Genomic DNA, 17,326 nt, shown 5'->3' on the forward strand with positions numbered 1-17,326 from the left:
GTTCGCGCCTTGCCGCTTGGACCTTGCCGCTGGGACCTTGCCGCGCGCGCTGATGGGGTGGTGACGGCCGCCGCCCACGGCCGATCGCGTCAGCCCTCCGGCAGGACGATCCGGAAGCGCGCGCCGCTCAGCCCCTCGGCCTCGGAGGCATCGAGGGTGAGCGTGCCGCCGTTGATCCCGATCAACTCGGCGGCGATCGGCAGGCCGAGCCCCGTGCCGCCGGAGCGCATGGAGCCCTGGAACGGTGCGAACAGGTTCTCCCGGGCGCGCGCCGGCAGGCCGGGGCCGTTGTCGGCGACCAGGATCGTGATCCGGCCCGGCGCCGCGCGGGAGGCCACGACGCGGACCGCAGCCTCCGGCACGGCGGCCCCGTCGAGCGCCTGCACGGCGTTGCGGACGAGGTTGGCCAGCGCCCGCGCCAGTTGCTCCGGATCGGCCTGCACGCTCAGGTCGGCCGCCGCGACTTGCACGGAGACCGGATGCGCCGCCAGCGCGGCGAGATCCGGAAGCTCCGCGAAGATGGGCGCCAGCGGCGTGCTGGCCAGGAGCGGCGTCCGCTCGGAGACGCGCCCGTAGGCGAGCGTCGCCTCGCAGAAGCGGATCGCCCGGGCCAGCGTCCCCACGAGGCGCGGGGCCACACGCTGAACGGTCGGATCCTCGGTACCCTCCAGGCGATCGCCGAGAAGCTGCGCGCCGGTCAGCAGGTTGCGCAGCTCGTGGCTGATCTTGCTGACGGCGAGCCCGAGTTCGGCGAGCCGCCGCTTCTGGCGGAGCTGGTCGGCGAGGCTGCGCTGCATCCGCCCGAGCGCCCGCTCGGCCTGGCCGATCTCGTCGCTGCGGCGGGACGGGGCGATGATCCGCCCCGCATCCTCCGGATCATCCGCGAAGACCGTGATACTCGTGGCGAGCCGCCGGACCGGCCGCACGATGAGCACCTGCAGCACCACGAAGACGAGGCCCGCCGCGGCGGCCGCGATGATCAGCGAGGAGACCAGCAGGCGCAGGGCATAGTCGATCATGGCGGTGCGCAGCGGCGCCTCGTCGAGGAGGATCTCGACCCGGTCGAAGCCGATCCCCCCCTCCCCGATCACGCGGATCGGCTCGCGGACCGGCGCCACCAGGGTGCGCCACGCCCCCCGGATCGCCGACAGCGCTGTGACGTCGCGCAGATCGACGATGTCGGCGACCTGCTCGGGCATGGGCTCGATGGCGAGCAGGCGCTGGGCGCCACCGCCGCGAACCGCGATCGCCCGGGCATTCACCCCGGCCAGGAGCCGGCTCTCCAGCGCCTCGGAGACCGGTTCCCCGGTCCGGCCGTCGAGGACCAGGGCGGCGACCTGCGCGGCCGCCAGGCGGTCCGACATCCACTCGACCCGGTAATTGGCCACCGCCGGCACATAGGTCAGCACCTCGGCCACCACCACGAACGCGACGGTGACGAGGAACAGCCGCCCCGACAGGCCGAGGCGGGCCGTGCGCCGCTCCGGCAGATCGCGGCTCGGAGCGGACGCCGGCATCGCCGGTGCCGCGGCCTCATCGGACTCGACGGACACGCCGGTCACGCTCCGCGCGGGCATCGCGGATTCGGATCGGCGGAGGACGGATTGAGAAAGCTCGAGCCGGGTCCGGCCTTCGCGGGATACATGTTCGCAAGCCACAGATTCGCAGGCGGCAATACAGGCTCTCGGCAGTGAGCACTATACGATATCCACCCGCAGGCGGTTGCATGTGCCCTCAGACACGGAAAAACACAGCCGGCGGAGGATTGCGTATCCCGGGCGTCGCTCTCAGCCGCGTCTGGCGCGCCGGCTCAGCAGCACGCTGACCAGGGCGAAGACGGCCAGCATCGCGAGGCCCGCCACCATCTTGGGCGTGACGAGGGCCCGCAGGCTCAGGGCGTCGTCGCAGCCGCCCGCCCCCGCCGCCAGGCAGGCCGCCTTGGCGGCTTCGTGGGCGGCGACGACGTCCTCGATGCCCGCTCCCGTGGTGGCGTACACGACGGCGCCGGGCAGCAGCCCCAGGAAGGTCGCGAGGACGAAGACCCGCATCTTCACCCCGAAGGCGGCGGGGGCGAGGTTGGTCACCCAGAACGGGAACAGGGGGAGGAGGCGCAGGACCGCGATATAGCCGAAGGCATCGCGCCGGAAGCCTTCGGCCAGCCCGGCGAGGCGCGTGCCGCCGATCCGCCGGAGCAGGTCGGCCCCCGGCCCCCGGCCGATGGCGAACACGAGGGCGGCCCCCGTGGTGGCCGCGCAGACCGCGGTGAGCGCGCCCGGCACGATGCCGAACAGGAAGCCGCAGACCATCGTCAGGATCAGCGTGGCCGGCACCGACACGACCACGGCCCCGACATAGAGGCAGTAGGCCGCGACCAAGGCGCGGAGATAGCCGGCCTCGACGAAGCCGCGCAGCCAGATCCGCGAGGCGAGGAGTCGGTCGAGGCTCAGGAGCTGGGCGGCACCGGAGACCACGACGATTGCCGACACCGTCAGGAGCAGCACCAGCGGGAGCCAGCGCCGCAGCCGCTTCCAGCGTCCGTCACGCCGCTCTTCGCCGACGGGCGCGTTCCCGGTCTCGATCACCCGGGCTTGCGCATCCGCAGGATCTTGAAGAACCCGCCCGGGAAGGTCGGCTTCAATCCCAGGACCTCGACGCCGTTGCGCCGGGCCCAGGCCTCGATCCGCGTCGCCTTGAAGTCCGACGACCAGCCGATCTTGGTGCAGAGCGGGGCCACGATCTCCTCGACCCGGGCGACCGGGCCGTCGCTCTGGCCGAAATGGTTGGCGAGCACGATGCCGCCGCCCGGCCGCACCACCCGCAGGAACTCGGACATCGCGGCCTCGGGATCCGGCACCAGGGTGATGAGGAACTGCGCCACTACCGCGTCGAAGCTCGCATCGGCATAGCCCAGGTGGCAGACATCCATCACCTGCAGCCCCTTCACGTGGGACAGGTTCCGGCGCCGGACCTTGGCACGGGCGCGCTTGAGCATGTCCTCGGAGAGGTCGACGCCGCAGACGAAGCTCGATGTCGGATAGTAGCCCAGCGCCAGCCCGGTTCCGACGCCGGCCTCCAGGATCCGCGGCCCGTGCTCGGCCGCCGCCTCGACGGCGGCGCGGGCCGCGGGCTCGGTGAGCTTGTCGTAGACCACGTCATAGACGGGGGCCCAGCGGGCATAGGCCTTGCGCATCAGGGCCGTGCTCGGCCCGGCCATCTGCGGCTCGCTCAGCATCGTTCGAAGGTTCCAGAGGTTGAGATCAGGCGGCCTCGCGGGGCCGGGCCGACAACGCGTCGACACGCCGGATGGTGCCGCCGCCCAGGACCCGGGCCCGGGGCCCGTCATCCGCGTAGATCGCGCAGGCCTGGCCCGGCGACACGCCGTCCTCGGGCTCGGTGAGAACGATCTCGGCCGTGCCGTCCGGCCCGACCGTGAGTGTCGCCGGGCGCGGCGGCCGGGTCGAGCGCACCCGCACAGCCACCGGCAGGTCGCGCACGGCCTCGGCCGGGCCCTCGCCGAGCCAGTTCAGGTCCGAGAGGCGGATCCGGGTCGTGGCCAGGGCTGCGCGCGGTCCGACCACCACCCGGGCCGCATCCGGCTCCAGGCGCACCACGTAGAGCGGTTCCGGCCCGGACAGGCCGAGGCCCTTCCGCTGCCCCACCGTGTAGTGGACGATGCCGTCGTGCCGGCCGAGGACGTGGCCGGCGAGGTCGACGATCTCGCCGGGCCGCGCCGCATCGGGGCGCAGGCGGGCGATCACGTCGCTGTAGCGGCCCTGCGGCACGAAGCAGATGTCCTGGCTGTCCGGCTTCTCGGCGAGCGACAGGCCGAGATCCTTCGCGAGCGCGCGGGTCTCGGTCTTCTCCATCTCGCCCAGGGGAAAGCGCAGGAATGCCAGCTGCTCCGCCGTGGTGGCGTAGAGGAAGTAGCTCTGGTCCCGGGCCGGATCGAGGGCGCGGTGGAGCGCCCGGCCGCCGCCCGACAGCGCCCGGCTCGCCACGTAATGGCCGGTGGCCAGCGCATCGGCGTTCAGGTCCCGGGCGAGGCCCAGCAGATCGCGGAACTTCACCGTGCGGTTGCACTCGACGCAGGGGATCGGCGTCTCGCCCGCGAGGTAGCTCTCGGCGAACTTTTCGATGACCGCGTCGCGGAAGCGGTCCTCGTAGTCGAGGACGTAATGCGGGATGCCGAGATGCTCCGCCGCCGCCCGTGCGTCGTTGATGTCCTGGCCGGCGCAGCAGGCGCCCTTGCGGTGGCTCGCCGCGCCGTGGTCGTAGAGCTGGAGCGTCACGCCGACCACGTCGAAGCCCTGCCGCTTCAGCAGGCCAGCGACCACGGAAGAATCGACGCCGCCCGACATGGCGACGACGACGCGCGTCTCGTGGGGGGCTTTGGGAAGATCGAGGGCGTTCATCGCGAGGGTCCGCAGCCGCCGGCCCGGAAGCTTCCTGGCTGCACGGGCCGTCTATAGCGGGACTTCGCCCGGCTTTCCAGGGCGGCCAGCGCCGACACCCGGCAGATCCTGCCGATCGGGCGGCAGGTTCGATCAGGGCCGCGCCGCGCGCCGCGGAAGAGCACTCTATTTTTCAGTCTCTTAGCGGGCCACCCCGGTGGCGCGCGGCTTGCTGCGGGCGGCCCAGAGGAGTCCGGTATGGCGAGCGGTGCGGCGGATCGTTTGGATGTCACCACCTGGATTCCGTCCGCGCGGAGTGCGTCTGCCCCGCGGTCGGGCTGGGAGGCGGCGGGCGTGGCCGCCCGGGCCGGGGATTCGACGCAGGATCGCTTCGGCGCCGCCCTGACCGCCGCCCAGGCCCGCGACGACGCGGCGGAGACGCGCGCCCGCACGGCCGACCTGCGCGACCTCGCCGCGTCGGCCCGCACCCGACAGGCCGATCAGCGCGATCAGGCCCAGGCCGCCCGGGCGGCAGGCGACCGTGCGCAGGATTCGGCGCGGCAGGCCGAGGCCCGCGCCGCGGACCGGACGGCCGACCGCGCCCGACAGGCGGAGGCGGGGCGTACCGGCAAGGCCGACGCACCGCGCGCCGCCGCAGACGCACGCCCGGAAGCGCGGATGCCGGCCGCGGCGCGCGACGCACAGACGGGCCAGGCGAAACCCGCCGCACGACAGGGCTCCGAGGCTGCCACGACCTCATCGGATCGCGCCTCCGCCACAGGCGACACGGCGGCTCCCGAGGCGGCGCAGGCCGAGACGACGGCGCAGGCTGAGACGACGGCGCCGCAGACGACGCCGCAGACGGCCGAGCCCGCCGCCACGCCCGCCGGTTCGGACCCTGCCGCCTCGCTGCTGGCCCTCATCGCCGCGCTGACCGAGGGCGGCGCGGCGACCGGAACGGTCAAGACCGAGGCGCCCGCGGGCGCCGGCGCGGCGACCGCGCAGGACGGCGGGACAGCGCTCCTCGGAACGGGCGCGGCCGTGGGCGCTCCCGGCAGCGGCGGGCCGGTCGGCAGCCCCGCGGGTGATGCCGTATCGGGCATCGCCGGCATCCCCTCCGGGGCGAAGGCGGCAGGCGCCGGCAACGAGCCGGGCTCGGTGGGGAAGAGCACCGTCCCGGTGGAGGGCCCGGCGGCCGGCGGCTCCGCGGTCGCGACATCGGACAAGGACGGCCAGGATTTCCTGACTGCCCTGGCCGATATGGGACAGGGCGCAGGTCCGCTCCCAGGCACGCCCCCGGCCCCGCAGGACGGCCAGACGCCGCCGGTCCCGTCGAGCCCGGCCGTCGGCACGACGAAGGCCGCAGAGGGCACCGCTGCGCCGAACCAGACCGCCGCGCCGGTCCAGACCGATCCGCCCATCCCCCTTGGCCAGGTGCCGATGACCATCGGCCTGCGCTCCCTGCGCGGATCGAACGAGTTCCAGATCCGGCTCGATCCGGCCGAACTCGGGCGCATCGACGTCAAGCTGGAGATCGACAAGGCGCATGGCCGGGTCATGACCCACCTCGTGGTCGACCGGCCCGAGACCCTGGCCCTGCTCCAGCGCGACGCCGGCCAGCTGCAACAGGCGCTGTCCCAGGCCGGATTCGACCCCTCGGGCGGCGGAATCAACCTGTCGCTGCGGGGCGACGGAAGCGCCCAGGGCGGCAGCGGCGGCCAGCAGGGGGATTCCCCCCGCGGCAACGGGGCGAACTGGTCCCAGGATCAGGCCGAGGCCTCCCAGGACATCGCCCCGATCCGCCTTCTGCGCGGCTACGGCGGCGTCGACATGAGAATCTAGGCGGCGCGCGCAAGCGCCCGCGTCGCGAACCGACACAGACACAGCGCGCATCCAGGCCCGCGCCAGGGCGCAGCACCGGAGAGATCAGCATGACGAGCGGCATATCCAGCCTCACCAGCACGACGGCGACGAAGAGCGCGTCGTCGAGCAGCAGCAGCGGCAACTCCACCGAGATCGCCAGCAACTTCACGCAGTTCCTGACTCTGCTGACCACGCAGCTCAAGAATCAGAACCCCCTCGATCCGATGGACACCAATCAGTTCACCCAGCAGCTGGTCCAGTTCGCCGGCGTCGAGCAGCAGCTCAAATCGAATGACCGCCTCGACAGCATCCTGAGCGCGTCGCAATCGGCGAGTTCGGCCTCGGCCACGAGCTACATCGGCAAGACCGTGACGGCGGATGGAAGCGCGTCGCAGCTGTCCAAGGGCTCGGCCTCCTGGACGCTGACGCCCGCCCGAGCCGCCTCCAAGGCGGTGATCTCGATCCTCGATTCCCAGAACAACGTCGTGGCCACGCAGAGCACGACGCTGACCGCCGGAAGCCAGGCCTACACGTGGAACGGCAAGACCTCCGCGGGCCTGACCGCGCCGGATGGGAACTATTCGATCAAGGTCTCGGCCACCGACGCCACCGGCGCCACCGTGGCGGTCGACACGAGCCTCACCGGCACCGTCGACGAGGTCGATCTCAGCGGGACGACACCGGTGCTGATCATCGGCTCCCAGAAAGTGCCGCTGTCCAGCGTGCAGACCATCGGGTTGTCCACAAGTGGCACTTAACGAATCACATCCGAGTGACTCGCTTCAACATCTCTTAAGCGGGCGCAAGTACCTTCAATGCTCGACAGGTCAGTCGAGTGTAGAGCGTATCATGACCGAACCGAGCCGCCCGAGAGTGAAGTACGTGATCGGGCCCGACGGCAGCCCCCTGACGATCGCGGATCTTCCGCCCCCGAGCACCCGTCGCTGGGTGATCCGGCGCAAGGCCGAGGTCGTGGCCGCGGTGCGCGGCGGCCTTCTCAGCCTGGAGGAGGCGTGCAAGCGCTACACGCTGACCACCGAGGAATTCCTCAGCTGGCAGTTCTCCATCGACCAGCACGGTCTCGCCGGCCTGCGGACGACGCGGATCCAGCATTACCGCCACTGATTATCCGACGCCTCTGTCGGGCGCCATCGTTCCGGGATGCTGCAGACGCCCCCGGAACCCCAACACGACCGAGGGTGCCGAAACCCGGCGCGTCGGCGGCTCTGGATGACGGGCTCCGCTTCGCAATCCTGGACTGACGCGATGGCCTCACTCCCGCAGCGACCACGTCGACGGCGCCGGTGGGGTGGATCGCCCGAATCCGAGAACCCACGAAGCCGCGTCCGGACTCCGGGCGCGGCTTCGTGCTGTTCCGGCGCCCGCCTTCGGAGCCCGGTTGCGCGGCATTAACGCCTCGCTAACCACGACCTGGGCAATTTCTGCCGAGCGGGCCGCCGGGGTCCGCCAGCGTTAGAGTGCAGCGAATCCTCCCGTGAAGCCGGTCCTCGATCTCGTCACGAAGTTCGGACCGGCCCGAATCGCCGCCATGGCGGCGGTGACGCTGACCCTCATCGGCTTCTTCGCGTTCATCATCCTGCGGGTCTCGCGCCCCGATATGGGCGTGCTGTTCTCCGACCTGTCGATGCAGGACTCGGCCTCCGTGGTCCGCGAGCTGGACAGCCGCGGAATCCGCTACGAGACCCGAGGCGATGCCGGGCAGACGATCCTGGCTCCCCGCCCCGACCTCGCCAAGCTGCGCATGGACCTGGCCGGCAAGGGGCTGCCGACCCAGGCCGGGGTCGGCTACGAGATCTTCGACAAGGGCGATGCGTTCTCGTCCACCAACTTCGTGCAGAACGTGAATCACCTGCGCGCCCTGGAGGGCGAGCTGGCCCGCTCGATCCGGGCGATCGGCCGGGTCCAGGCGGCCCGGGTCCACCTCGTCCTGCCGGAGCGCCGCCTGTTCGAGCGCGACCGGGAGAGCCCGAGCGCCGCCATCGTGCTGAAGCTGATGGGCGACCCTCGACGCCGGGCAGGTTCGGGCGATCCGCCATCTCGTGGCCTCCGCGGTCGAAGGCCTCAAGCCCGACCGGGTCTCGATCGTCGACGAGCGCGGCCGGCTGCTGGCGGACGGCGCCCGGGACGCGGGGACCGACGTCGCCAGCGGCTTCGAGGACCGGCAGGCCGCCCTCGAACGGCGCCTGCGCGGCCAGATCGAGGACGTGGTCGCCGGGATCGTCGGCACCGGCCGGGCCCGCGTCCAGGTCAACGCCGAACTCGACCTCAACCGGATCGAAAGCCGCTCCGAGACCTTCGATCCCGAGAGCCGCGTCGTGCGCTCCGCCCAGACCCGCACCGAATCGGCGGTTACCGGCAATGCCGAAGGGCAGGTCAGCGTCGGCAACGAGCTGCCCGGCGCCAATGGCGGCGACAAGGCGCCCACGCCGAAGGACGCGACGAACAAGAACGAGGAGACCACGAACTACGAGATCTCCCGCGTGACGAAGACCGAGATCGCCGAGGGCGGCCGGATCAAGCGCCTGTCGGTCGCCGTCGTCCTCGACGGGGTGTACGCCACCGCGCCCGACGGAAAGCAGACCTACAGCCCGCGCACGCCCGCCGAGATCGAGCGGATCACCGCCCTGGTCCGCGGCGCGGTCGGCTTCGACAAGGCCCGCGGCGACCAGATCGAGGTGGTGAACCTGCGCTTCGCGGAGGCGCCGAGCGTGCCGCAATTCACCGAGCCCACGCTCATCCAGTCGTTGCTCGCCCCCACCAAGGAGGACGTGCTGCGGATGGCCGAACTCGCCGTCCTGGCGCTGCTCACCCTCATCGTCCTTCTCACGGTGGTCCGCCCCCTGGTGCGCCAGGTGCTCGCGCCGGTGCCGGAGGCGCCGGCTCTGGCCGCGGCCGGCATGGGCTTTCCCGGCGACGCCGTGGTTGCGGGTCCGAGCGGGACCGTGACGGTCATCGACCGCGACAATCCGACCGCGCGGCTGATGGAGTTCGCCAAGATCAACGGCCAGGTCCAGGCCGAGACGGTCCAGCGCGTGGTCGACATGGTCCGGGCGAGCCCGTCCGAGACCGTCGAGGTGCTGCGCACCTGGATCCAGGAAGAGTGAAGCGTAGGGCGTCGAGGGCAACACGATGGCGGCAGGTGCGGGACAGGGTTTGGCGAACACGCTGGCGACGGCGGGCGGCGATTCGTTCGCGGCGATGCCCGGTCCGCAGCGCGCCGCCGCGCTCCTGCTGATGCTCGGTGAGGAGGAAGGCGCGCCGATCTGGCAGGCGCTCGAAGAGGAGGAGATCAAGAAGGTCAGCGCCGCGATGGTCCAGCTCGGCACGCTGGAGGCGACGACCGTCGAGAAGCTGATCATCGAGTTCGTGACGAAGCTCGGCAACAGCGGCGGCATCTCGTCGAATTTCGAGCGGACCGAGGCGCTGCTCCTCAAGATCTTCCCGAGCGATCAGGTCTCGCTGATCATGGCGGAGATCAAGGGCGCGTCGGGCAAGCGCGTCTGGGCCTCGATCGCCCAGGTCGACCCGGAGATCCTCGCCTCGTTCCTGCGCAACGAGTACCCGCAGACCGTGGCGGTGGTGCTGTCGCGGGTGCGGGCCGACTACGCCGCCAAGGTGCTCACCATCCTGCCCGAGGATTTCGCCATCGACTGCCTCAACCGGATGCTGCGCATGGAGACGGTGCAGAAGGAGGCGCTGCGCCACATCGAGGAGACCCTGCGGGTCGAGTTCGTCTCCACCATCGCCCAGACCCAGCGCCGCGACGCCCACGAGATGATGGCCGACGTGTTCAACGCCTTCGACCGGCAGACGGAAGGCCGCTTCCTCGCCGCCCTGGACCAGGCCAACCGCGGCTCGGCCAAGCGCATCCGCGAGCTGATGTTCACCTTCGAGGACCTGCTGAAGCTCGATCCCGGCAGCGTCCAGACGCTGATGCGCTCGGTCGACAACGACACCCTGTGCCGCGCCCTGAAGGGCGGCAACGAGAGGACCCGGGCCTTCTTCATGCAGCAGATGTCGACCCGGGCTGCCAAGAACCTCACCGACGAGATGGCCGCCCTCGGGCCGGTCCGGCTCAAGGAGGTCGACGAGGCCCAGGCGAAGATGACCGAGATCGCCAAGGACCTCGCCGAGAAGGGCGAGATCATGATCGCCAAGAATAGCGCCGAGGAGGAGCTGGTCTATTGAGCGCCCAATCCGCCCGGAGCGCCAAGCCGTTCCTGTTCGAGACCGATTTCCGCAGCGCCCGCCCGAGCGCCGAGGCCCAGCGCGCCGCCGAGGCCGCGCTCCGCGCTGAGGCCGAGGCGCATGCCCGCGGCCTGCAGGAGGGACGTGCCCAGGCCGAGGCGCAGGTCCAGGGGCGGCTCGCCGACGCCATGACCCGCCTGGCGCTCGCCGCCGCGGGCCTGATCGCCCAGGCCGACGCCCGCGACACCGAGCGCGAGGCGCAAGCGGTCGAGGTGGCCATGCTGATCGCCCGCAAGGTGGCGGGCGACGCCCTCGATGCCGCCCCGCTCGCCGGCATCGGCGAGGCGGCCCGGACGGCGCTCCAACATCTGCGCGGCGTGCCGCACTTGGTGGTGCGGGTGCACGACAGCCTCGTCGAGGAGGTCGAGACCCTGGTGAAGCGCCTCGCCCGCGAGCGCGGCTACGAGGGCCGCCTCGTCGTCCTCGGCGACCCCGACATGGCGGCGGGCGACGCCCGCATCGAGTGGGCGGACGGCGGCATCGTCCGCGAGCGCGCCCGCATCGAGGCGGCGGTGCTGGACGCCCTCGGCCTGCCGACGAGCCTGTGAGGAGATCCTGATGTCCGACGATTTCAGCCTGCCCCAGCTCGGCGAGCACGACACCGACTACGCGGCGGGCTCGATCCGCGACGCGCCCACCACCCCGAAGACCGCCGCCGACCTGGAGCAGCTCTTCGACGTGCCCGTCATGGTCTCGGCGGTTCTGGGCTCGGCCCGGATGCCGATCGGCGACCTGCTGCGGCTGGCGCCCGGGGCGGTGCTCGAACTCGACCGGAAGGTCGGCGAGGCGATCGACGTGTTCGTCAACAACCGGCTGGTCGCCCGCGGCGAGGTCGTCCTCGTGGAGGATCGGCTCGGTGTGACGATGACCGAGATCGTCAAGGGTGAATGACCCGGGCGACCGAGAATGTGGCCCGGGCGCCGGCGACGGCCGCAGGCCAGTTCGGCGCGTAACCCTTGCCAGGATGTTTGAGAGGGACGAACCATGCGGCTCCTGATGATCGGGCGGCTCAATGGCGAGCTGATCACCGCCTCGAAGATTTGCATGCAGCGCGGCGCGTCGGTGACGCAGGCCGATGCCGTGCCGCAGGGCCTCAACGTCCTGCGCGCCCGGGGCGCCGACCTGATCATGATCGATGTCGGGCTGCCGATCCGCGAGCTCGTCACCGCCCTGGAGGCGGAGCGGATCCGCACGCCCGTGGTCGCCTGCGGCGTGTCGGCGGACGCGTCGGCCGCCGTGGCGGCGATCCGGGCCGGCGCCAAGGAGTACATCCCCCTCCCCCCCGACCCGGAGATGATCGCCGCGGTGCTGGAAGCGGTCGCCACGGATCGCGCGGCCTTCGTCTGGCGCGACCCGTCCATGGAGCGGGTGGTCAAGCTCGCCGAGCAGGTCGCGCGCTCCGAAGCCTCGGTGCTGATCACCGGCGAGAGCGGCACCGGCAAGGAGGTGCTGGCCCGCCACGTCCACCAGAAGTCCAACCGGGCGGGCAAGCCCTTCGTGTCGGTGAACTGCGCGGCGATCCCCGAGGCGCTGCTCGAATCCGAGCTGTTCGGCCACGAGAAGGGGGCGTTCACGGGGGCGGTCGCCCGACGGATCGGCCGGTTCGAGGAGGCCAATGGCGGCACGCTGCTCCTCGACGAGATCTCCGAGATGGACGTGCGCCTGCAGGCGAAGCTGCTGCGGGCCCTCCAGGAGCGGGTGATCGACAGGGTCGGCGGCACGGCGCCGGTGCGGGTCGACATCCGCGTGCTCGCCACCTCGAACCGCAACCTCGCCGAGGAAGTCCGGAAGGGCACGTTCCGCGAGGATCTGCTCTACCGGCTCAACGTCGTCGCCCTGCGGCTGCCGCCCCTGCGGGAGCGTCCGGCCGACATCATCGAACTCGCCACCCACTTCGCCCGGAAATACGCCGCGGTGAACGGGATGCCGGTCCGCCCGCTCTCTCCGGAAGCCCGGACCCTGGTGCTGAAGAACCCGTGGCGCGGCAACGTCCGCGAGCTGGAGAATACCCTTCACCGGGCGGTGCTGCTCGCCTCGGGCGACACGATCGGCCCGGAGGCGATTCTCTCGCCCGACGGCGAGACTTTCGCGGCCGAGGGACCGGCCGCGCGCGCCGCGCAGGTCGCCGAGGCCGCCACCCGCGGGCTGGTGGGACGGACCGTGGCGCAGGTCGAGTGCGACCTGATCCTCGACACTCTGGATCATTGCCTCGGCAACCGGACTCACGCCGCCCGGATCCTCGGCATCTCGATCCGGACCCTGCGCAACAAGCTCAACGAATACGTCTCGGCAGGGCTCGAAGTGGCCGAGCCCGGGAGCGTCCGGACGAGTGTCGCCTGCGGCTGACGCGCCAGGGGTCGCGGGACCGATCCCCGCTCAGGCGCGCTCCCGCTCGGCGGAAATCCGGCCCGGAATCGATGTGGATGGCGCTGTCTCAACGCGGTGGTGAACGGACCTAGCGCCGCCCGCTCTGCGCCGCCTTATGAGCCTCGGTCTGGGCCGCGAAGGCCGCGTCGAGCTTGCGCAGCGACTCGTAGCGGGCCACGTCGCCCTCCACGTCGCGGATCGTCTCCTCGACCAGGTGGCGCTGGAGGGCCACCCGCGGATCGTCGGCGGGCAGCGCCTCCCGCTCCTGCAGCCGGAGCACGGCCTGCCGCACCACCGTGTAGACCGCCTCGCGCTCCTCACGGGTCATCGACGGCTGGATCGCCTTCGCGACGAGATCGGAGAAATCCGACATGGCGTGTTAGCGTTCGCTCATTCTGGGACGCCCGAAAGGCCGGGCCGCCTCCCTCTACAGACCGCGCCGCCCCGGATCCAGATCCGGGAGCCGCGACCGCGACTACATCCTCTGGTCGCGGATGCCTGCGAGCAGGAGCGCGGACGAACTCCAGATCACCAGGAAGCAGAAGAACGCCACCAGCAGGGTATGGCCCCGCTCGGGGTAGAGGCTGTCGGTGGGAAGGACCGGGGGCACGAAGGTGGCCAGGAAGATGTGCTGCTTGCTGGCAGAGACGCGGGCCCGGTCGAGGAGGGTGTGGGCTGATTCCTCGAGCTTCTCGGCGATGGTCCGTTCGACCAGCAGGCCCTCGTACTGGAGCAGCGCCTCGGTCAGGTTCTGCCCGCCCGCGCCGGCGGTGGCGCTCGTCATCTCATCCTGGAGCGTCTTCATCTGCTGGTCGATGGCCGCGATGTTGGCCACCAGCGTCTGGATCGAGCGCGACCGCTCGTCCAGATTGGAGCCGCGCAGGACCTGCAGGTCGTTCTCGGCCTTCAGCTTGTCCTTCCGCAGGGACGTCAGGGCCGTCAGCGTTCCCTCCGCTGACTTGATCGGATCGATCACGCCCCACTGATTGCGGAAGGCCTGCAGCGCGAGATGCGCCTTGCGCAGGCGGTCCTGCGCGACCTTGGCGTCGGCCTCGGCCTGGGCGACCATGTCGGACTGCGCCCGCTTCGAGATGTCGTTGATCAGAGCCTCGGAGCGCAACACCACCGCGCGGGCGATGGTCAGGGCGTCCTCGGGCGTGAAGGCGCGCACGGACAGGCGGATCACGCCTGAGATCGAGTCGATATGCGCCTCGACGTGCTTGCGCCAGTATTTGGTGAGATCCTCGATCGGATCGGTCGGATCGAAGCGCGCCCAGAAGTCCGCCTCGGACCGCGAAAACATCTTGGAAATGCCGATGCTCTTCTCGAGAGCCTCGACCAGGGTCTGACTGTTGATGTAGTCGCGGACGATGAAGCTGTCCTGGCTGTTATGCTTCTGGATCAGGTTCGTGTACTGGCCGAGCGAGATGTTCTCCATCGGCTCGACATTGCCGCGCACCGCGAACTGGGCCTCCGCGACGTACTGGTTGGACGCGAAGGCGAACAGGTAGAGGCCGACCACCAGGGTGGGCAAAAGCACGAAGAAGCCGATCCGGCGGATGATCCGTGCGCCGTAGCTCGACGTGTCCTCCTGCCGCGGGCGCAGACCGGGCAGACGGGTCCAGTCCAGGCGCTCACGGACCGAGGCGACGAGCGCTCGTGCGGTGCGCTTCTCCGGCACCGGCCGGATCGTCTCCGCGCTCCGCCGCAACTCGGTCATCGTCGGTGCGGCGAACGTCACGATCTCGCCTTCGCGCGTGTCGTCCTTGACGTCGTCGAAGCTCATCCGCTCTTTGTTCCTGGGTCTGCGCCGGTTCCGCTGCCGCGGCGCCGGCCGAGGGGCGGCCCGTGCGCGATAACCGGAATCCCGTTCTTTTAGGCCCTTTTTATGGCACCCGGCTTGGCCACTCCGCCCGTCGCTGCACCGCGGCGACAGGCGCCGTAGCCCGCACCGGGTATCGCGTCCTACAGTCTCTGGATGATGACAGAACCCCATGTTCCGGGCGTGGATGGCCGCCCGACCGGCCGTTCGGCCAAGACCAAGCTCACCGAGATCGTCGTCGTCTGTTCCAAATGCGCCAAGCGGCAGGGTCTGCGCGGCCGAGACCTCCGTGCCCTGCTGAAAAAGGCCGGAAAGCCGGCCGCCCAGGACGGGGGAGCCGGCCGCCGGAGGAAGCTCTGTGTCGTGGAATCGGGCTGCCTCGGCCCCTGCCCCAAGCGCGCGGTGGCGGTCGCCACCGGCGCGAGCCTGGCTGCGGGCCGCGTTTTCCTGCTCGATCCCGCCGCCGGCCCGGCCGAAGCGCGTGCCGCCGTACTCGATCCCGTCCTGCCCCGCCGTGCAATCCCCGAATTCGGCCCCAATACCGCTCTAGCGGCGATACCATCCGACGAATCGCCGCCGGTCCGCTGACCGGCACAACCTGGAGCGCGCTCTTGCCCGCCTCTCGACGCGAGGCCCCCGCACCGTGACCGGCAACCACGTTTCCCGGAAGCGGCGGGCAGCCCACGCCGTGCTGCGTCGCCTCCCCTTGATCGGTACCCTGATCGGCCTCGGTCTCGCCGTCTGGCTCGTGGCGACCAACGATCTGGCCGCCGTGGCCACGGCCTTCGGGCGGATCGGCTTCGCGGGCTTCGCCGGCGTCACGCTGGTGCGGATCCTGGTGATCCTCCTCTGCGGCCTCGCCTGGGCGCGCATCCTCGACGGGCTGCCGCCCCCGGCCGGCCCGGCCTGTCTGATCCTGCGCTTCGTCCGCGAAGGCATCAACGTTCTGCTGCCCGTCGCCTCGGTGGGCGGAGACGTCCTCGGGGCACGCCTCCTCACCTTCTGGGGTGTTGCCGGGTCCCTGGCGGCGGCCTCGGTCCTGGCCGACCTGCTTTTCCAGGTCGGAACCCTCGCTTTGTTCGCCAGTCTCGGCGCGGGCCTCCTGAGCCGGGTCCAGGGCGCCGAAGCGGCTGCGCTCGCCAGCTGGACGCTGCGGACGCTGGCGGTGGCCGGTCTGGTGGTCGCGGCGTTCTTCGCCCTCCAGCGGATCGGCATCGTGCGGGTGATCGAGGATCGGCTCATCGCCCTCGGCCGGCGCTTCGTGCGCGAGACCGAGGCGCGCCCCGAGCCGCCCCGGCGGATCCAGGGGGCTCTGGACACGGTCTGGGCGCCGAGCCGACGGGGCCACCTGGCCCAATCCTTCGTCCTGCACGCGCTGGCTTGGCTGCTCGGCACGGCAGAGGTCGCCGTCGTCCTCGCCTGCATCGGCGTGGATCATGTCGGCTTGGCCGACATCCTGGTGATCGAGGCGCTCAGCCAGGCGATCAAGGCCGCCGCCTTTCCGGTCCCGAGCGGCCTCGGTGTGCAGGAGGGCGGGCTCGTCCTGGTCTGCGGTCTGTTCGGCATCGATGCCGGCACCGCCCTCGCCCTCTCGCTCGCCCGCCGGGTGCCCGACGTGGTGCTCGGCCTGCCGGCGCTCCTCGTCTGGCAGAACCTCGAAGCGCGCCGGGCCGGGCTGCGTCCGGCCACACCCAGCTGCGACAATCCGTGACCCAGAATCGTCCCGTGCCGCCTCGCCCGGCGGCCCTTGTCCCGAAGCCGCGCCTGCGGCTGCTCGCCCTGGCCGGACTGGCCGGCGGTCTGCTCGCCGCCGGCCCCGCCCTCGCGCAGAGCGTCACCCTCGATCTGGGCGCCGGCGGCACCACCGAGCGCGCCCTGCAGCTCGTGGCGCTGATCACCGTCCTGGCGGTGGCCCCGTCGGTGCTGGTCATGGCCACGGCCTTCACCCGCATCGTCGTGGTGCTGTCGATCCTGCGGTCGGCGCTGGGGACCCAGACGGCGCCACCGACCGCGGTGCTGGTCAGCTTGGCGCTGTTCCTGACCGCCTTCGTGATGGCCCCCACGGGCCGCGCGGCCTACAGCGCCGGCATCGAGCCGCTGGTCGCCGGCCGGATCACGCAGGCGCAGGCGTTCGAGCGCGCCTCGGCGCCGTTCAAGACCTTCATGCTGCGCAATGTGCGCGAGAAGGACCTGAAGCTGTTCCTCGACCTCGCCAAGGTGCCGGCGCCGAAGGGCCCGGAGGATGTCGGCCTGGAAATCGTGACCCCGGCCTTCATGATCTCGGAACTGCGCCGTGCCTTCGAGATCGGCTTCCTGCTGTTCATCCCGTTCCTGATCATCGACCTCGTGGTCGCGTCGGTCCTGATGGCCGTCGGCATGATGATGGTCCCACCGGCGACGGTCGCCCTGCCGTTCAAGCTGATCTTCTTCGTGCTGGTCGACGGCTGGACCCTGGTCGCCGGTTCGCTGGTCCAGAGCTACGGCGGATGACGGCAGCCGCGACCGGCCGTCGACGATCCGGGCGAATCCGGACGGCCTCCGCGGCGACACCGCAGGATCGCGCGATGGCGGGGATCGGTGCGCGGAGTCGCCTGACGGGCCGCGCGGCATCGGC

The 17,326-nt window shown here is 71.2% G+C and carries 16 protein-coding genes and 1 pseudogene; 11 read left to right on the forward strand and 6 right to left on the reverse strand.

The features are described 5' to 3' along the window. Positions 1-89: 89 nt before the first annotated feature. From ABC766_RS13525 to mnmA, 4 genes are all read right to left on the reverse strand, one after another. Complete coding sequence (locus tag ABC766_RS13525; RefSeq protein ID WP_053610827.1) at positions 90-1,577, reverse strand: sensor histidine kinase; 1,488 nt, start codon at positions 1,575-1,577, stop codon at positions 90-92. Positions 1,578-1,787: 210 nt separating this feature from the next. Further along, the gene (locus ABC766_RS13530) at positions 1,788-2,582 is read right to left on the reverse strand and encodes a TVP38/TMEM64 family protein (protein WP_043357430.1); all 795 of its coding nucleotides are present in this window, start codon (positions 2,580-2,582) and stop codon (positions 1,788-1,790) included. After that, the gene (locus ABC766_RS13535; protein WP_043357432.1) at positions 2,579-3,232 is read right to left on the reverse strand and encodes a class I SAM-dependent methyltransferase; all 654 of its coding nucleotides are present in this window, start codon (positions 3,230-3,232) and stop codon (positions 2,579-2,581) included. Before ABC766_RS13535 ends, ABC766_RS13530 begins: the two co-directional genes overlap by 4 nt. Before the next feature lie 25 nt (positions 3,233-3,257). Then, positions 3,258-4,412 (reverse strand): tRNA 2-thiouridine(34) synthase MnmA, encoded by a 1,155-nt coding sequence (mnmA, locus tag ABC766_RS13540; protein WP_345822456.1) that lies wholly within the window; start codon positions 4,410-4,412, stop codon positions 3,258-3,260. A 333-nt stretch (positions 4,413-4,745) separates the two neighbouring features. Here mnmA and ABC766_RS13545 point away from each other — a divergent pair, with 333 nt between their 5' ends. The 8 genes and pseudogenes from ABC766_RS13545 to ABC766_RS13580 all read left to right on the forward strand — a co-directional run bounded on the left by ABC766_RS13545 (position 4,746) and on the right by ABC766_RS13580 (position 12,869). Continuing rightward, a complete protein-coding gene (locus ABC766_RS13545; RefSeq protein WP_345822457.1) occupies positions 4,746-6,233 on the forward strand; it encodes a flagellar hook-length control protein FliK in 1,488 nt (495 codons plus the stop codon). Positions 6,234-6,322: 89 nt separating this feature from the next. Then, positions 6,323-7,012, forward strand: coding sequence for a flagellar hook assembly protein FlgD (locus ABC766_RS13550; protein ID WP_043386058.1), 690 nt, complete (start codon positions 6,323-6,325; stop codon positions 7,010-7,012). Positions 7,013-7,103: 91 nt separating this feature from the next. Then, positions 7,104-7,379, forward strand: a complete 276-nt coding sequence (locus ABC766_RS13555) for a DUF1153 domain-containing protein (protein WP_007569077.1) — start codon at positions 7,104-7,106, stop codon at positions 7,377-7,379. A 370-nt stretch (positions 7,380-7,749) separates the two neighbouring features. After that, positions 7,750-9,379 (forward strand): annotated as a pseudogene (fliF, locus tag ABC766_RS13560) (flagellar basal-body MS-ring/collar protein FliF). 25 nt (positions 9,380-9,404) lie between these two features. After that, positions 9,405-10,463, forward strand: a complete 1,059-nt coding sequence (locus ABC766_RS13565; protein WP_043347401.1) for a flagellar motor switch protein FliG — start codon at positions 9,405-9,407, stop codon at positions 10,461-10,463. Further along, positions 10,460-11,071 carry a FliH/SctL family protein gene (locus ABC766_RS13570; protein WP_043347399.1) on the forward strand — a complete coding sequence of 204 codons (612 nt, stop codon included), beginning with the start codon at positions 10,460-10,462 and terminating at the stop codon, positions 11,069-11,071. Before ABC766_RS13565 ends, ABC766_RS13570 begins: the two co-directional genes overlap by 4 nt. Positions 11,072-11,081: 10 nt before the next feature. Next, entirely contained in the window at positions 11,082-11,414 is a 333-nt protein-coding gene (fliN, locus tag ABC766_RS13575; protein ID WP_012321962.1) for a flagellar motor switch protein FliN, read from the forward strand. A gap of 93 nt (positions 11,415-11,507) precedes the next feature. Then, positions 11,508-12,869 (forward strand): sigma-54-dependent transcriptional regulator, encoded by a 1,362-nt coding sequence (locus ABC766_RS13580; RefSeq protein ID WP_043386056.1) that lies wholly within the window; start codon positions 11,508-11,510, stop codon positions 12,867-12,869. Between the two features lie 109 nt (positions 12,870-12,978). Here ABC766_RS13580 and ABC766_RS13585 read toward each other — a convergent pair whose 3' ends face one another. Together ABC766_RS13585 and ABC766_RS13590 are read right to left on the reverse strand one after the other, a co-directional pair. Further along, positions 12,979-13,263 (reverse strand): hypothetical protein, encoded by a 285-nt coding sequence (locus tag ABC766_RS13585; protein ID WP_043347393.1) that lies wholly within the window; start codon positions 13,261-13,263, stop codon positions 12,979-12,981. A gap of 102 nt (positions 13,264-13,365) precedes the next feature. Next, on the reverse strand, positions 13,366-14,676 hold the full coding sequence (locus tag ABC766_RS13590; protein ID WP_043386053.1) for a capsule biosynthesis protein: 1,311 nt from the start codon (positions 14,674-14,676) through the stop codon (positions 13,366-13,368). Between the two features lie 219 nt (positions 14,677-14,895). Between ABC766_RS13590 and ABC766_RS13595 the strand changes: the two genes are divergently transcribed. The 3 genes from ABC766_RS13595 to fliP are packed head-to-tail and all read left to right on the forward strand — an operon-like array spanning position 14,896 to position 17,202. After that, the gene (locus tag ABC766_RS13595; RefSeq protein ID WP_345822458.1) at positions 14,896-15,300 is read left to right on the forward strand and encodes a hypothetical protein; all 405 of its coding nucleotides are present in this window, start codon (positions 14,896-14,898) and stop codon (positions 15,298-15,300) included. A 55-nt stretch (positions 15,301-15,355) separates the two neighbouring features. Beyond that, positions 15,356-16,423: a lysylphosphatidylglycerol synthase domain-containing protein gene (locus ABC766_RS13600; RefSeq protein ID WP_427902307.1), complete on the forward strand. Its 1,068-nt coding sequence runs from the start codon at positions 15,356-15,358 to the stop codon at positions 16,421-16,423. Positions 16,424-16,437: 14 nt separating this feature from the next. Beyond that, the gene (fliP, locus tag ABC766_RS13605) at positions 16,438-17,202 is read left to right on the forward strand and encodes a flagellar type III secretion system pore protein FliP (protein ID WP_043350145.1); all 765 of its coding nucleotides are present in this window, start codon (positions 16,438-16,440) and stop codon (positions 17,200-17,202) included. Positions 17,203-17,326 lie beyond the last annotated feature (124 nt).

Source organism: Methylobacterium fujisawaense (genome assembly GCF_039619325.1).
Lineage (GTDB): Bacteria > Pseudomonadota > Alphaproteobacteria > Rhizobiales > Beijerinckiaceae > Methylobacterium > Methylobacterium fujisawaense.

Bases quoted from the DNA above. Each gene is read 5' to 3' on its own strand.
- ABC766_RS13580 (WP_043386056.1), top strand. From the start codon at position 11,508: ATGCGGCTCCTGATGATCGGGCGGCTCAATGGCGAGCTGATCACCGCC.
- ABC766_RS13555 (WP_007569077.1), top strand. From the start codon at position 7,104: ATGACCGAACCGAGCCGCCCGAGAGTGAAGTACGTGATCGGGCCCGAC.
- ABC766_RS13565 (WP_043347401.1), top strand. From the start codon at position 9,405: ATGGCGGCAGGTGCGGGACAGGGTTTGGCGAACACGCTGGCGACGGCG.
- mnmA (WP_345822456.1), bottom strand. From the start codon at position 4,412: ATGAACGCCCTCGATCTTCCCAAAGCCCCCCACGAGACGCGCGTCGTC.
- ABC766_RS13525 (WP_053610827.1), bottom strand. From the start codon at position 1,577: ATGCCCGCGCGGAGCGTGACCGGCGTGTCCGTCGAGTCCGATGAGGCC.
- ABC766_RS13550 (WP_043386058.1), top strand. From the start codon at position 6,323: ATGACGAGCGGCATATCCAGCCTCACCAGCACGACGGCGACGAAGAGC.
- ABC766_RS13585 (WP_043347393.1), bottom strand. From the start codon at position 13,263: ATGTCGGATTTCTCCGATCTCGTCGCGAAGGCGATCCAGCCGTCGATG.
- ABC766_RS13590 (WP_043386053.1), bottom strand. From the start codon at position 14,676: ATGAGCTTCGACGACGTCAAGGACGACACGCGCGAAGGCGAGATCGTG.
- ABC766_RS13535 (WP_043357432.1), bottom strand. From the start codon at position 3,232: ATGCTGAGCGAGCCGCAGATGGCCGGGCCGAGCACGGCCCTGATGCGC.
- fliN (WP_012321962.1), top strand. From the start codon at position 11,082: ATGTCCGACGATTTCAGCCTGCCCCAGCTCGGCGAGCACGACACCGAC.